This is a genomic window from Streptomyces sp. NPDC057307 (genome assembly GCF_042667665.1).
Taxonomy (GTDB): domain Bacteria; phylum Actinomycetota; class Actinomycetes; order Streptomycetales; family Streptomycetaceae; genus Streptomyces.
Genome location: NZ_JBHUZM010000076.1, coordinates 22,098 through 36,797 on the forward strand (window position 1 = coordinate 22,098; position 14,700 = coordinate 36,797).

The 14,700-nt window shown below is 71.1% G+C and carries 14 protein-coding genes; 11 read left to right on the forward strand and 3 right to left on the reverse strand.

Annotated elements, in window-relative coordinates; all coding sequences use genetic code 11:
• Positions 1 to 65: 65 nt before the first annotated feature.
• Complete coding sequence (locus tag ACFUN8_RS23770) at positions 66 to 1,157, reverse strand: DUF5937 family protein (protein ID WP_383641049.1); 1,092 nt, start codon at positions 1,155 to 1,157, stop codon at positions 66 to 68.
• A gap of 54 nt (positions 1,158 to 1,211) precedes the next feature.
• Complete coding sequence (locus tag ACFUN8_RS23775) at positions 1,212 to 2,468, reverse strand: threonine aldolase family protein (protein WP_383641051.1); 1,257 nt, start codon at positions 2,466 to 2,468, stop codon at positions 1,212 to 1,214.
• 155 nt (positions 2,469 to 2,623) lie between these two features.
• Between ACFUN8_RS23775 and ACFUN8_RS23780 the strand changes: the two genes are divergently transcribed.
• From ACFUN8_RS23780 to ACFUN8_RS23825, 10 genes are all read left to right on the forward strand, one after another.
• Entirely contained in the window at positions 2,624 to 3,565 is a 942-nt protein-coding gene (locus tag ACFUN8_RS23780; RefSeq protein ID WP_383641054.1) for a Rossmann-like and DUF2520 domain-containing protein, read from the forward strand.
• Between the two features lie 146 nt (positions 3,566 to 3,711).
• A complete protein-coding gene (panC, locus tag ACFUN8_RS23785; RefSeq protein ID WP_383641080.1) occupies positions 3,712 to 4,653 on the forward strand; it encodes a pantoate--beta-alanine ligase in 942 nt (313 codons plus the stop codon).
• Positions 4,650 to 6,443, forward strand: coding sequence for an L-aspartate oxidase (locus ACFUN8_RS23790; protein WP_383641057.1), 1,794 nt, complete (start codon positions 4,650 to 4,652; stop codon positions 6,441 to 6,443). Before panC ends, ACFUN8_RS23790 begins: the two co-directional genes overlap by 4 nt.
• Complete coding sequence (gene nadC, locus ACFUN8_RS23795) at positions 6,440 to 7,462, forward strand: carboxylating nicotinate-nucleotide diphosphorylase (RefSeq protein WP_383641060.1); 1,023 nt, start codon at positions 6,440 to 6,442, stop codon at positions 7,460 to 7,462. Before ACFUN8_RS23790 ends, nadC begins: the two co-directional genes overlap by 4 nt.
• Positions 7,462 to 8,259: a type III pantothenate kinase gene (locus ACFUN8_RS23800; RefSeq protein WP_382570155.1), complete on the forward strand. Its 798-nt coding sequence runs from the start codon at positions 7,462 to 7,464 to the stop codon at positions 8,257 to 8,259. The genes nadC and ACFUN8_RS23800 overlap by 1 nt, the downstream gene beginning before the upstream one ends.
• Before the next feature lie 261 nt (positions 8,260 to 8,520).
• Positions 8,521 to 9,132 (forward strand): hypothetical protein, encoded by a 612-nt coding sequence (locus tag ACFUN8_RS23805; RefSeq protein ID WP_383641083.1) that lies wholly within the window; start codon positions 8,521 to 8,523, stop codon positions 9,130 to 9,132.
• Positions 9,133 to 9,145: 13 nt separating this feature from the next.
• On the forward strand, positions 9,146 to 9,328 hold the full coding sequence (locus ACFUN8_RS23810) for a hypothetical protein (protein WP_383641063.1): 183 nt from the start codon (positions 9,146 to 9,148) through the stop codon (positions 9,326 to 9,328).
• Positions 9,329 to 9,469: 141 nt separating this feature from the next.
• Complete coding sequence (locus tag ACFUN8_RS23815) at positions 9,470 to 9,979, forward strand: BlaI/MecI/CopY family transcriptional regulator (protein ID WP_383641066.1); 510 nt, start codon at positions 9,470 to 9,472, stop codon at positions 9,977 to 9,979.
• A gap of 9 nt (positions 9,980 to 9,988) precedes the next feature.
• Positions 9,989 to 10,522, forward strand: coding sequence for an amino-acid N-acetyltransferase (locus ACFUN8_RS23820; RefSeq protein WP_382570160.1), 534 nt, complete (start codon positions 9,989 to 9,991; stop codon positions 10,520 to 10,522).
• A 144-nt stretch (positions 10,523 to 10,666) separates the two neighbouring features.
• Positions 10,667 to 11,002 (forward strand): Lsr2 family protein, encoded by a 336-nt coding sequence (locus ACFUN8_RS23825; protein ID WP_023539576.1) that lies wholly within the window; start codon positions 10,667 to 10,669, stop codon positions 11,000 to 11,002.
• Here ACFUN8_RS23825 and ACFUN8_RS23830 read toward each other — a convergent pair.
• Positions 10,981 to 11,643: an SCO3374 family protein gene (locus ACFUN8_RS23830; protein ID WP_383641069.1), complete on the reverse strand. Its 663-nt coding sequence runs from the start codon at positions 11,641 to 11,643 to the stop codon at positions 10,981 to 10,983. The two genes, ACFUN8_RS23825 and ACFUN8_RS23830, sit on opposite strands and share 22 nt — an antisense overlap.
• 452 nt (positions 11,644 to 12,095) lie before the next feature.
• On the opposite strand from ACFUN8_RS23830, the gene ACFUN8_RS23835 reads away from it, so the two are divergent.
• Positions 12,096 to 14,624 (forward strand): ATP-dependent Clp protease ATP-binding subunit, encoded by a 2,529-nt coding sequence (locus ACFUN8_RS23835; RefSeq protein WP_383641072.1) that lies wholly within the window; start codon positions 12,096 to 12,098, stop codon positions 14,622 to 14,624.
• Positions 14,625 to 14,700: the final 76 nt, after the last annotated feature.

The window sequence follows — 14,700 nt, forward strand, 5'->3', positions numbered from 1 at the left end:
CTGATTCGAGCGCTTCGACCGAGGTTCGACCGGGCTTCGACCGAGGCCGTGTGCGGGCCCGGGCGTCACCGCAGCACGCCCTCCAGGAAGTCGCTGCCGAGCCGGGCCACGATGGTCACGTCCAGCTGATGCAGCACGTAGCGCCCCCGGCGGCGGGTCGTCAGCAGCCCGGCCTTGCGCATCACGGAGAGATGCCGGGACACCTCCGGCGCCGTGATCCCGTACGTGTCGGCCAGCTCGCCGGTCGTGTACGAGCCCCGCGCGAGACTCCGGCACAGCCGCATCCGCATGGGGTGCGCCACCGCCTCCAGCCGCAGCTTGACCACCTCCACGGAGGGCGCGCCGCCCGACGGCTCCGGGCTGCCCACCGGGTACTGCACGACCGGCTGCCAGCCGGGCGCGTGCAACGCGATCAGATGCGGCCAGCCGAACGCGGTCGGCAGGAAGGTCAGGCCCGATCCGGCGGCGCTCGTACGGCCCGAGGAGAGCTTGTCCACGACGACGGCGGTGGCCGGTCCGCTCTCCTGGACGCTCACCGCGGACGAGACGGCGGCGACGGCCTCCGCGAGGCCCTTGTGCCGCAGCAGCTCGGTCTTGTGCCGGGCGTCGGCGGCCAGTTGGACCCGCACGCGCCGCCAGGTGTCGGCGAAGAACGCCTCGTCGCAGTCCTCCAGCAGCCGCCGTATCCACGCACGGACGGCGGGCGGGTCGGCCAGCATCCGCCGGATGAACGCGGACTGGCGCGGCCCGCGCGCCGCCGCCAGCTCCAGCACGCGCTCGCGCGTACCGGCGTCCACGAGCGGCGACGGCGCGCCCGTGTCGTACTGACTGGCGCAGGAGATCTCCAGCGCCGCCGCCACGTACTGCTCGTCCGGCATCGTGCCGAGGTCGTCCAGCTCCTCGACCAGCGTCTCGCGGGGGCGGGCGGGCAGCAGGATGTCGGAGCGGGTGGAGCGCCACAGGAAATCCGCCTCGTGCAGCCGGTCGGCCAACTCGGGCTTCAGACCGGCGGACGTGGACGTGACCCAGCCGTGGAGCCGGGCATGGTGGCCGGGCTCGGAGAGCGCGTGCAGGGCCGCGCCCAGCTCGGCCAGCGGGGACGGTCCGAAGACGATCCGCTCGTGGGGCAGCCCGGTGATGTCGATGGTCACGCTCATGCGTCCATGCTGCACGCCACCACTGACAGCGCGGCGGACGATTGACGGCCTCGGTCAATCGGCGGGCCCGTCGGTGGTGCCCTCGGCGGGCCCGTCCACGCGCCTGTTCTCCGCCTCCACAAGCGCCATGAACTCCCGTACGGCCCGCCGGACATCGTCCGCCGTCCACTCCAGTCCGGCCGCCCCCACCGTCACCTCCGTCACCGCCACACCCGGCGGCCCCGCGCCCGAGTCGAACCAGCGGCGGAACAGGGTCACACCGGTCTCCTCGGCCTGCCGCACCGCCGCCTCGCTCAGCACCCGCGCCTCGTACGGAAGCCACACCTGGAACTGGTGCGTGTGAGGCCGCCGCGGGTGCACCCGGAACCACGGCGCGAGCGGCCCGGCGTCCGATCCCGATACCGACCCCGATCCGGACCCCGGCCCCGGAGCCGGCTCCGCGAACCCCTCCGCCAGCGCCGCCGCGACCACGCGCGCGTGCGCGACGTACGACGGCAGCCGCGGCAGCTCCCGCTCAAGCCCCAGCAGAGCGGACAGCGCCGCCGGATACTGCTGGAAGACCTGCCCTCCGTACCGATGCCGCCACACCCGCGCCTCCTCGACCACCGCCGAAGGCCCCACGAGCATCGCCCCGGACATCCCGTCCAAGGACTTGTAGAAGGACACGTACACGCTGTCCGCGAGCCCCGCGATCTCCTCCAGCGGCCGGCCGAAGTGCGTCACGCACTCCCACAGCCGCGCACCGTCGAAGTGCACCACCGCGTCCCGCTCGCGCGCCGCCGCCACCACGGCGACGAGTTCGTCCCACGTCGGCAGGACGAACCCGGCGTCGCGCAGCGGCAGTTCCAGCGCCAGCGTGCCGAACGGCTCGTCCGTCGCGTGGATCTCGTCGGCCGTCGGCAGCCGGGGCTCGGACGTCGGGTGGATCGTACGGAGCCCGCTCACGACCGACAGGGCGCCGCCCTCGTGGACCTCCGGGTGGGCCAGCGGATGCAGTGCCACGGTCGCGTTCCCGGTGCGCCCCGCCCAGCACCGCAGTGCCACCTGCTGTGCCATCGTCCCGGTCGGGAAGAAGGCGGCGGCCGGGAAGCCGAGCAGGGTCGCCACCCGGCTCTCCAGCTCGGCGACGACCCCGCCCCCGTACACGTCGGTCCATTCGTCCAGGTCGTAGACCGAGGACGCGTCGGCGGCCAGCGTGGCCAGCCGTTCACCGACGGGCCGGTCGGCGGAGCTTCGCCAGAGCGTCCGTCCGGAGGCCAGCCAGGCGGCCAGTCGTCGCCGTCGTTCGTCCTGCTCGCTCGTGTCTCCCATGGTGCGATCATCGCCCACGGCAAGCGCCCCGCCCAGCGCTTTCGCCGGGGCCGCCCACAGCCTGTGGACAGTCGGGGAATGCCACGAAACGCTGGCGTAGCATGGCGAGAAATCGTCCGGTACCCGTCGCGGACTGGAACGGAAGGCCCCACCGCGTGAACGCATCAGCAGTCCCCACCGATCCTCGTGACCCGAGGGACAGGCCCGCCCGGCTGACGGTCGGAGTCGTCGGTTCCGGCCGGGTCGGACCGACGCTGGCCGCCGCTCTCCAGCTCGCCGGCCACCGTCCGGTGGCCGCCTCGGGCGTCTCCGACGCTTCCGTACGGAGGGCGGCCGTCCTCCTTCCCGACGTGCCCCTCGTGACGCCCGCCGAGGTGCTCGCCCGGGCCGAACTGGTGCTGCTGACCGTCCCGGACGACGCGCTGCCCGGTCTGGTCGAAGGACTCGTCGAGACCGGAGCCGTCCGCCCCGGACAGCTGCTGGTCCACACATCGGGGAGGTACGGCACGAAGGTGCTGTCGCCCGCCCTGCACGCGGGCGCGCTGCCGCTCGCGCTCCACCCCGCGATGACGTTCACGGGCACCTCCGTGGACGTCCAGCGGCTGGCGGGCTGCTCCTTCGGGGTCACGGCTCCCGAGGAACTGCGCCTGGCCGCCGAGGCGTTGGTCATCGAGATGGGCGGCGAACCCGAGTGGATCGAGGAGGACGCCCGCCCGCTCTACCACGCGGCTCTGGCGCTCGGTGCGAACCACCTGGTCACCCTGGTCGCCCAGTCCATGGAGCTGCTGAGCAAGGCCGGGGTCGAGGCACCGGACAGGATGCTCGGCCCGCTCCTCGGCGCCGCCCTCGACAACGCGCTGCGCTCCGGCGACGCCGCGCTCACCGGCCCCGTGGCGCGCGGCGACGCGGGCACCGTCGCGGCGCACGTCGCCGAGCTGCGCGAGCACGCGCCCGCCGCCGTGCCCGGCTATCTGGCGATGGCCCGTACGACGGCCGACCGGGCACTCGCCCACGGCCTGCTCAAGCCGGCGCTGGCCGAGGACCTGCTGGACGTCCTGGCCGACGGCGACCACCACCGGGGGAGCGACGACCGATGAGCCTCGAACTGGCCTCCACGCGCGCGGAGCTGGACGGGCTGCTCGCCCGGCACGGCGACGCGCGGACAGCCGCAGGGCAGACGACAGCGGTACGGGAGCGGACAGCCGTACAGGAGACGACACCCGCCCCGCGCACCGCCGTCGTCATGACGATGGGCGCCCTCCACGACGGCCACGCCGCGCTCGTACGGGCCGCCCGCGCGCACGTCGGCCGGGCAGGCTTCGTCGTCGTCACCGTCTTCGTCAACCCGCTCCAGTTCGGCGCGGGCGAAGACCTCGACCGCTACCCCCGGACCCTTGAATCGGACCTGAAGACGGCCGAGGCGGCAGGCGCCGACGCCGTGTTCGCGCCGTCCACCGACGAGGTGTACCCGGGCGGCGCCCCCCAGGTCCGGATCTCCGCCGGCCCCATGGGGGAGCGCCTCGAAGGCGCCGCGCGGCCGGGCCACTTCGACGGCATGCTCACCGTCGTCGCGAAGCTGCTCCACCTCACCCGCCCCGACGTCGCCTTCTACGGACAGAAGGACGCCCAGCAACTCGGGCTGATCCGGCGGATGGCCCGCGATCTGAACTTCCCCGTCGAGATCGTCGGTGTGCCCACGGTCCGGGAGGACGACGGTCTCGCGCTGTCCAGCCGCAACCGTTTCCTCTCCACCGCCGAACGCCGGACCGCGCTCGCCCTCTCCCGCGCCCTGTTCGCCGCGCGGGACCGCCTCGGCGCCCAGCACGCGCTGCGCGCCCGCGCGGAGTCCGCACCCACGTCCAAGGCCCGCGCGGCCGCCCTCTCGGCACTGGGCGAGGCCCGCGCCGCCGCCGACACCCACGCCGTGGCGCACGCGGTGTCCCGTACGCCACGGGCGCCCGGCTGCGGCGCCCACGCCGTACGGTCGGCGGCCCGAGTCGTCCTCGACCAGGCGGTCAGGGACCACCGGTCCTTCACGCTCGACTACCTCGCGCTCGTGGACCCCGCCGACTTCACCGAGGTCCCCGACGACCACACCGGCGACGCGGTCCTCGCCGTGGCCGCGCGGGTCGGCGCGACACGGTTGATCGACAACATCCCCCTGACCTTCGGAGCCGCCCAGTGACCGCCGAGTCCGCACGGGAGCCGAGCCCAGGCCGGCCCGCCGGCATCCAGCTGCCCGCGCCCGTGCCCGGCTGGGCCATCGACGCCGACGTGGTCGTCGTCGGCTCCGGTGTCGCCGGGCTCACCGCGGCCCTGCGCTGCACGGCGGCCGGGCTCAGGACGGTCGTCGTCACCAAGGCCCGCCTCGACGACGGCTCCACCCGCTGGGCGCAGGGCGGCATCGCCGCCGCCCTCGGCGAGGGCGACACCCCCGAGCAGCACCTGAGCGACACCCTCGTGGCGGGCGCGGGCCTCTGCGACGAGGAGGCCGTACGCACCCTGGTCACCGGGGGGCCCGACGCCGTACGCCGGCTGATCGGGACCGGCGCGCGGTTCGACACCTCCGCGACGGGTGATCTCCAGCTGGCCCGTGAGGGCGGCCACCACCGCCGCCGTATCGCCCACGCGGGCGGCGACGCGACCGGCGCGGAGATCTCCCGCGCCCTGGTGGACGCGGTGCGCGACGCCTCCCTCCGTACGGTCGAGAACGCGCTGGTCCTCGACCTCCTTACGGACGAGGACGGCAACACCTCCGGCGTCACCCTCCATGTGATGGGCGAGGGCCAGCACGACGGCGTCGGCGCCGTCCGCGCCCCCGCCGTCGTCCTGGCCACCGGCGGCATGGGCCAGGTCTTCTCGGCGACGACCAACCCCGCCGTCTCCACCGGCGACGGCGTGGCCCTCGCGCTGCGGGCCGGGGCGGAGGTCTCCGACCTCGAATTCGTGCAGTTCCACCCGACGGTGCTCTTCCTCGGCGCCGGGTCGGAGGGCCAGCAGCCGCTGGTCTCCGAGGCGGTACGGGGCGAGGGCGCACATCTCGTGGACGCCGACGGGGTCCGCTTCATGCTCGACCAGCACGAACTCGCCGAGCTGGCGCCCCGCGACATCGTCGCCAAGGGCATCATGCGCCGCATGCGGGAGCAGGGCGCCGAGCACATGTATCTGGACGCCAGGCACTTCGGCGCGGAGATGTGGGCCACCCGCTTCCCGACGATCCTCGCCGCCTGCCGGTCGCACGGCATCGACCCGGTCACCGAGCCGATCCCGGTCGCGCCCGCCGCGCACTACGCGTCCGGCGGCGTCGTCACGGACCTGCACGGCCGTACGACCGTGCCGGGCCTGTACGCGTGCGGCGAGGTGGCCTGCACGGGCGTGCACGGCGCGAACCGGCTGGCGTCCAACTCCCTTCTCGAAGGGCTGGTGTTCGCCGAGCGCATCGCGGCGGACATCGCCGCCGTCGCGGCGGATCCCCACCCCGCCCCCCACCCCGCCCCCCGCCCCGACTCCCGGAGCGCGGCCGGCGCCCGCGCGTCGGCCGGGTCCACCGCCGTCCTGCCGCTCATCGCCCCCGAGGCCCGCCTCACGATCCAGCGGATCATGTCCGCGGGCGCGAGCGTCCTCAGGTCCGCCACGAGCCTGGGCGTGGCCGCCGAGGCCCTGGAAGCCGTGTACCAGGACGCGCTGCGCCCCACCGACCCCGGAAAGCCCGCCCAGCCGGGCGTCGAGTCGTGGGAGACCTCCAACCTCCTGTGCGTCGCCCGCGTCCTGGTGGCCGCCGCCCTGGAGCGCGAGGAGACCCGCGGCTGCCACTGGCGCGAGGACTTTCCCGAGCGGAACGAAACCGACTGGCGCCGCCATCTCGTCGTACGCCTCGGTACGGGCCGCGCCCTGGAGCTGAGCCGGACCGACACCCCCGCATTTCCCGCCGTACACCCCGTAGATCCCCCCGTCCCCAGGGAGCCGTCACCGTGAGCACGCCCGAAGACAGTCCACGCCCCGAGGCCGTGGACGTACCGCTCATCCAGATCGGTGCCCCGGCGTCCGCCGCCGGGGGCTGCGGCGACGGCTGCGGCTGTTCCGACGGCGAGGACTCGCTGGAGTGCGGCCTCGACCCCGCGCTCGCCGCGCTGCTGGCCGACGCCGGCCTCGACCCCGTCCAGGTCGAGGACATCGCCCACGTCGCCATCGGCGAGGACCTCGACCACGGGGTGGACGTGACGAGCGTCGCGACCGTCCCCGCCGACGCCGTCGCCACCGGCGACTTCACGGCCCGCGAGAGCGGCACGGTCGCCGGACTGCGCGTCGCCGAAGCCGTCCTGTCCCTCGTCTGTACGGAGGACTTCGAGGTCGAGAGGCACGTCGAGGACGGCGACCGCGTCGAGGCCGGCCAGAAGCTCCTCAGCGTCACCACCCGCACCCGTGACCTGCTCACCGGCGAGCGCAGCGCGCTCAACCTCCTGTGCAGGCTCTCCGGCATCGCGACCGCCACGCGCGCGTGGGCCGACGCGCTCGAAGGCACCGGCGCGAAGGTCCGCGACACCCGTAAGACGACGCCGGGACTGCGCGCCCTGGAGAAGTACGCGGTGCGCTGCGGCGGCGGCGTCAACCACCGGATGTCGCTCTCCGACGCCGCGCTCGTCAAGGACAACCACGTGGTGGCCGCCGGCGGGGTCGCGGAAGCCTTCAAGGCCGTACGGGACCAGTTCCCCGACCTGGCGATCGAGGTGGAGACAGACACGCTCCAGCAGGTCCGCGAGGTCCTCGACGCGGGCGCCGACCTGATCCTGCTGGACAACTTCACCCCGGCCGAGACCGCGGAGGCCGTCGCGCTCGTCGCCGGCCGGGCCCTGCTGGAATCGTCCGGCAGGCTCTCCCTGGAGAACGCCCGCGCGTACGCCGACACCGGCGTCGACTATCTCGCCGTCGGCGCCCTCACGCACTCCGCCCCGATCCTCGACATCGGTCTCGACCTGCGCGAGGCGGGTGTCTGATGCTGCTCACCATCGACGTCGGCAACACCCACACCGTCCTCGGTCTCTTCGACGGCGAGGAGATCGTCGAACACTGGCGCGTGTCCACGGACTCGCGCCGTACGGCCGACGAACTCGCCGTCCTCCTTCAGGGACTGATGGGGATGCATCCGCTGCTCGGCGACGAGCTGGGCGACGGCATCGAGGGCATCGCGATCTGCTCCACCGTGCCGTCCGTCCTGCACGAGCTGCGCGAGGTGACCCGCCGCTACTACGGAGACGTCCCCGCCGTCCTGGTCGAGCCGGGCATCAAGACCGGTGTGCCGATCCTGGTGGACAACCCCAAGGAGGTCGGCGCCGACCGGATCATCAACTCGGTCGCCGCCGTCGAGCTGTACGGCGGCCCCGCGGTCGTCGTGGACTTCGGCACGGCCACGACGTTCGACGCGGTCAGCGCGCGCGGGGAGTACACGGGCGGGGTCATCGCGCCCGGCATCGAGATCTCCGTGGAGGCGCTCGGCATCAAGGGGGCCCAGCTGCGCAAGATCGAGCTGGCGAGGCCGCGCAGCGTCATCGGCAAGAACACGGTCGAGGCGATGCAGTCGGGCATCGTGTACGGATTCGCCGGCCAGGTCGACGGGGTCGTGACCCGGATGGCGCGCGAGCTGGCGGAGGACCCGGGCGAGGTGACCGTGATCGCGACGGGCGGCCTGGCGCCGATCATCCTCGGCGAGGCGTCGGTGATCGACGAGCACGAGCCGTGGCTGACGCTGATCGGACTGCGACTGGTGTACGAGCGGAACGTCTCGCGCATGTAAGCCCCGACCGGTCCCGATGAATCCCCACGGATTCCGACGGATCCCAACCCCTCTCGACCGGTCCCGACCGGAACGCGCCCGATCGCCGGACGGCCCCGCAGAGCGGCCCGTCCGGCGAACGAGGCGGACAAGGTCGTGCCAGGTCGCGGCAGGTCGAGGAGCCCGACACCCCGCCGCGCCGCACCTGTCGCGTTTAGACGATTTTGTGCGGTTCGTGAGTATCGTCACCTCATGCCCACGCCCTACGGATCCCGCGGCGGCATGGCGTTCGGCGCAGACGAGTTGCGTGTGCTCCGAGGCGCCCTCGCCGTCGCCCTCCACCCCGCTCCCCTCCCCGACGAGGACGTCCAGGCATGCCTGCGCCTCGCCGAGTCCGTGGACGAGGCGGTCCGCGAGGCCGGCCGACTGCGCGCCTTCCTCCTCGCCGACCTCGCCCGTTACCGCGCCGCGCTTCCCGGCTCGGCCGCCGGCTATCTGGAGCTGCTCCAGGACGCCCTGGCAGCCGGGTACGACCCCCGCCCGGAGGACCTCATGGCTCTGCGCACCCTGCGCGCCGCACCCGTCGCCGCCGCACTGCTCGACCGCTGTCAGCGGATCGCCGAGAACTCCGTACGGGCCCGGCTCGCCGGCCGGTCGCCCGCCGCTCCCGCGCCCCGTACCCGGCTGCTCGCGCTCCAGGGCGGCCGCGCCGCGGCCGACCCGCAGCCGCCCAAGGAGGAGCCGGGCAAGGAGCCGGGGAAGCAGCCCGCGCCGCCGCGCCGCCCCGCGGCCCCCGGGCGCCCCGCCACCGAGCGCCCGATGCCCAAACCGTCCGAGGTCTTCCCGCCACGCCGTAAGCCCGCGCCCCCGCAGGAGCGCCGGGCCGCCGGATAGCTACTCTTGAGCCATGGACTACGTATCCGCTCTCGTGCCGCCCGTGGTGATGGCCGCCTTCTTCATCGGCCTGGTCGTGACGATCGTCAAGAGCCAGGGCGGGGACAACAAGACGAAGGAGGACGCGGCCGTGGACGCCGCGCTCGCCCGCGCGGAGGCCGTGGAGCAGCAGGGCGGCAGCCCTTCCGGTGCCTGACGGCCGCACGGTCGTAGATCAGGACGTACGACTTCCGCCAGGTCGTACGTCCTTTTTGTAACGTCAATAACCGGCCATTCAGACATCTCGCACTATGGTGACGATGTGCCCCGCCAATTGGGAGATCTGGAAGACGCCGTCATGAGTCGCGTCTGGCAATGGAACCGTCCGGTCACCGTCCGGGAAGTCCTCGAAGACCTTCAGCGGGAACGGTCCATCGCCTACACGACCGTGATGACCGTAATGGACAATCTCCATCAGAAGGGCTGGGTGCGCAGGGAAGTCGACGGCCGCGCCTATAGATATACGGCGGTCTCCACCCGTGCCGCCTACGCGGCCGCGCTGATGAACGAAGCCTGGTCGAAGAGCGACAACCCGGCGGCCGCTCTTGTCGCCTTCTTCGGGATGATGTCGGCGACGCAGCGCGACGCCCTGGAGGACGCGGTGCGTATGGTGCGCACCGACCGGCCGGAAGTGATCCCTGAGGCCGCGCCGGAGACGGCGCCGGAAGACCGGCGGGAAGCGACCCCCGAAGTGCCGTCCGAAGTACCGCCCGAAGTACCGCCCGGATCGCAGTCCGAAGTGCCGCCCGAAGTGCCTGACGAAGTCCCGTCCGAGGGCGCCGACCGAGAGCATCCGGCGGGGCGATAGCGTCCAGTCATGTCCTCTGGGGATCCGAAAGCCGCGACAAATGCCATCACCGTCCGGCGGGCCAGGACGAGCGATGTGTCCGCGGTCCGTCGTCTCGTCGACCCGTACGTGAGCGAAGGCATCCTGCTCGACAAAGCGACGGTGACGCTTTACGAGGACATCCAGGAGTTCTGGGTCGCCGAACGCGACGACGACGCCACGGTCGTCGGCTGCGGCGCACTCCATGTGATGTGGGAAGACCTCGCCGAAGTGCGCACTCTCGCGGTGGATCCACGCTTCCGGGGCGACGGCGTCGGACGCCATGTGCTCGACAAGTTGTTGCAGACCGCCCGGTGGCTCGGTGTGCGGCGCGTATTCTGTCTGACCTTCGAAGTCGACTTCTTCATCAAGCACGGCTTCGTGGAGATCGGTGAGACTCCTGTCGACGGAGATGTCTACAGCGAGCTGCTGCGTTCCTATGACGAGGGTGTCGCCGAGTTCCTCGGTCTCGAACGGGTGAAGCCGAACACCTTGGGTAACAGCCGGATGCTTCTGCACCTGTGAGCGGCGGAAGAACCCGGAACCCTATGTCCGAATCGCGCACGTTTCCCGTGTTCTTGTGCTACAGAACCTCTGCCGGGGGTTTGTGTTTTCCTGAGAAAAGCGGTTTCCTTTCGGCGTACTGCATTTTCGATGAAAGGAAAACCGGTGGCACAGAAGGTTCAGGTCCTTCTTGTTGACGACCTCGACGGTGGCGAGGCTGACGAGACCGTCACGTTCGCGCTGGACGGCAAGACCTACGAGATCGACCTCACGAACGCGAATGCCGACAAGCTGCGTGGGCTGCTCGACCCGTACACCAAGAGTGGCCGTCGTACCGGTGGCCGCGCCGCCGGTGGCCGTGGCAAGGGCCGCGCCGCCGCGGGTGGGAACAAGGACACCGCGGAAATTCGCAAGTGGGCCAAGGAGAACGGCTACAGCGTCAACGATCGCGGTCGTGTTCCGGCCGAGATCCGCGAAGCCTACGAGAAGGCCAACGGCTGAGATTTCGTACCCGTCGATTCTCCACGAAGCAATCGGGCCCGGTGGCACTCCGTCGCCGCCGTGTCCACGAGTCGAACGAGATCGGGGACACCCCCACCCCTGTCCCCGAGTCCGGCACTGCCTCCGGGCCCGTGTCCGAAATGAGTGAGAGCCGGCAGCGTCGGTTCCACCTCGCGTCCCGGCTCGGGGGGCCGCAGCCACACGGCGGCCCCCTGCTCCGCCCCCGGACGCCCACAGTCCTCCCCGACTCTCGGCGGAATCCCCGTCGGGCCCCTCGGCCTTCCGGGCGGCTCCGGAGCGGTCAGCCGGCCGTCGGCGCCGACGGCGGTCAGATCGAGCGCGATGCCGCCCCACTCCAGCCAGTCGAGCAGCCCCGGCAGTTCGTCCGCGCCGCCCGCGGCCACCAGCAGCCGCATCCGGCCCTCGACGAGCGCCACCGGCCCGGTACCGGCCGCGTCGATCCGCCGCAGCACCGCGGCGCCCGCGTCGGCCGGCAGTTCGAGTACGTCGAAGCGGAGCCCGGTCAGCAGTGCGACGGGTGGTCCCGCCGCCGTGGCCCAGCCCAGCTCGTGCTCGTACCAGAAGGCGCTGCCGCCTTCGAGCGGCAGCGGCGCGCGGGGCGACGGAACGGGGAGGGCCATGCACGGACCAACTCCCCGCCCAGCCATTGAGTTACGCACTGTCGACGCATGCTCGCTCTACGTGTTCGCCGTGGGGGCGTACGGAAGCATTCGGGAGTGCAAGGGTGTTCGCCCGTAGCGGAGCGAACCGGGGTGCGCCGCATGGACTGTCGGTGCTTACGGGTAAGACATTCCTAGTGGGGAGGGGCGACACGCGGTCCCGGACGTCTCACGTTCGCCATCGGCGTACCGATAGCGGGGGTATCTGTCTGGCCTGCGGGAACATCGTCTCGCACCATCAGGTTGGAGCAGGTGTCGGCTGTTCGTGAGGAAAGTTCGCCGCCGACGGCGGGGTGATCACGGCGGATGTCGGCAGTTGGAATGAGCGGTCCCCGCTTGCGGGACTAAGCTGCGGAAGGACAGGGAGGGGACCGACCCCTTTACTGCCTGACCGCTCTGAGGAGCGATTAACGATGTTCGAGAGGTTCACCGACCGCGCGCGGCGGGTTGTCGTCCTGGCTCAGGAAGAAGCCCGGATGCTCAACCACAACTACATCGGCACCGAGCACATCCTCCTGGGCCTTATCCACGAGGGTGAGGGTGTCGCCGCTAAGGCCCTGGAGAGCCTCGGGATTTCGCTCGAGGCGGTCCGCCAGCAGGTGGAGGAGATCATCGGGCAGGGCCAGCAGGCTCCGTCCGGCCACATCCCCTTCACACCCCGTGCCAAGAAGGTCCTGGAGCTGTCGCTCCGCGAGGCCCTTCAGCTCGGCCACAACTACATCGGCACCGAGCACATCCTGCTCGGCCTGATCCGCGAGGGCGAGGGCGTCGCCGCCCAGGTCCTCGTGAAGCTGGGCGCCGATCTCAACCGGGTGCGGCAGCAGGTCATCCAGCTGCTCTCCGGCTACCAGGGCAAGGAGGCCGCCACCGCCGGCGGCCCGGCCGAGGGCACGCCCTCGACCTCCCTCGTCCTGGACCAGTTCGGCAGGAATCTCACCCAGGCAGCTCGTGAGTCCAAGCTCGACCCGGTCATCGGGCGCGAGAAGGAGATCGAGCGGGTCATGCAGGTGCTGTCCCGCCGTACGAAGAACAACCCGGTCCTCATCGGCGAGCCCGGCGTCGGCAAGACGGCGGTCGTCGAGGGACTGGCGCAGGCCATCGTCAAGGGCGAGGTGCCCGAGACCCTCAAGGACAAGCACCTCTACACCCTGGACCTCGGCGCCCTGGTCGCGGGCTCCCGCTACCGAGGTGACTTCGAGGAGCGCCTGAAGAAGGTCCTCAAGGAGATCCGCACCCGCGGCGACATCATCCTGTTCATCGACGAGCTCCACACCCTCGTGGGTGCGGGCGCCGCCGAGGGCGCGATCGACGCGGCTTCGATCCTGAAGCCCATGCTCGCCCGTGGGGAACTCCAGACCATCGGTGCGACGACGCTCGACGAGTACCGCAAGCACCTGGAGAAGGACGCCGCGCTGGAGCGCCGCTTCCAGCCGATCCAGGTGGCAGAGCCGTCGCTGCCGCACACCATCGAGATCCTCAAGGGCCTGCGGGACCGTTACGAGGCGCACCACCGCGTGTCCATCACGGACTCCGCGCTGGTCGCAGCCGCGACGCTCGCCGACCGTTACATCTCGGACCGCTTCCTGCCGGACAAGGCGATCGACCTGATCGACGAGGCCGGCTCACGGATGCGCATCCGCCGGATGACCGCTCCGCCGGACCTCCGCGAGTTCGACGAGAAGATCGCGAACGTCCGCCGCGACAAGGAGTCGGCCATCGACTCCCAGGACTTCGAGAAGGCAGCTTCGCTCCGCGACAAGGAGAAGCAGCTGCTGGCCGCGAAGACCAAGCGGGAGAAGGAGTGGAAGGCCGGCGACATGGACGTCGTCGCCGAGGTGGACGAGGAGCTGATCGCCGAGGTCCTGGCGACCGCCACGGGCATCCCGGTCTTCAAGCTCACCGAGGAGGAGTCCTCGCGACTGCTCCGTATGGAGGACGAGCTCCACAAGCGCGTCATCGGCCAGAAGGACGCCATCAAGGCGCTCTCCCAGGCCATCCGGCGTACGCGGGCGGGTCTGAAGGACCCCAAGCGTCCCGGTGGCTCGTTCATCTTCGCCGGCCCCTCCGGAGTCGGTAAGACGGAGCTGTCCAAGACGCTCGCCGAATTCCTCTTCGGCGACGAGGACGCGCTGATCTCCCTCGACATGTCGGAGTTCAGCGAGAAGCACACGGTTTCGCGTCTCTTCGGTTCTCCCCCCGGATACGTGGGGTACGAAGAGGGCGGCCAGCTCACCGAGAAGGTGCGCCGGAAGCCGTTCTCCGTCGTTCTCTTCGACGAGGTCGAGAAGGCCCACCCCGATATCTTCAATTCCCTTCTGCAGATCCTGGAGGACGGTCGGCTGACCGACTCCCAGGGCCGGGTCGTGGACTTCAAGAACACGGTCATCATCATGACGACCAACCTCGGGACCAGGGACATCTCCAAGGGGTTCAACCTGGGCTTCGCCGCCCAGGGCGACACCAAGTCCAACTACGAGCGGATGAAGAACAAGGTCAACGAAGAGCTGAAGCAGCACTTCCGGCCCGAGTTCCTCAACCGTGTCGACGACACGGTCGTCTTCCACCAGCTCACCGAGGAAGACATCATCCAGATCGTCGACCTCATGGTGGACAAGGTGGACGAGCGCCTGAAGGACCGGGACATGGGCCTTGAGCTCAGCCCGAACGCCAAGGCGCTGCTCGCCAAGAAGGGTTACGACCCCGTTCTGGGCGCCCGGCCGCTGCGCCGGACGATCCAGCGCGAGATCGAGGACATCCTCTCCGAGAAGATCCTCTTCGGTGAGCTGCGCCCCGGTCACATCGTGGTCGTGGACACCGAGGGCGAGGGCGACGAGAAGAAGTTCAGCTTCCGCGGCGAGGAGAAGTCGGCACTGCCCGACGTCCCGCCGATCGAGCAGGCGGCCGGCGGCGGCGCCGGTCCGAACCTGACGAAGGAAGCGTGAGCCGACGCTGAACGAAGGCTGAGGCGAGGCTGAGCCCAGTCCGAAGGGGTGGCCCGGGACCGTAACTGGTCCCGGG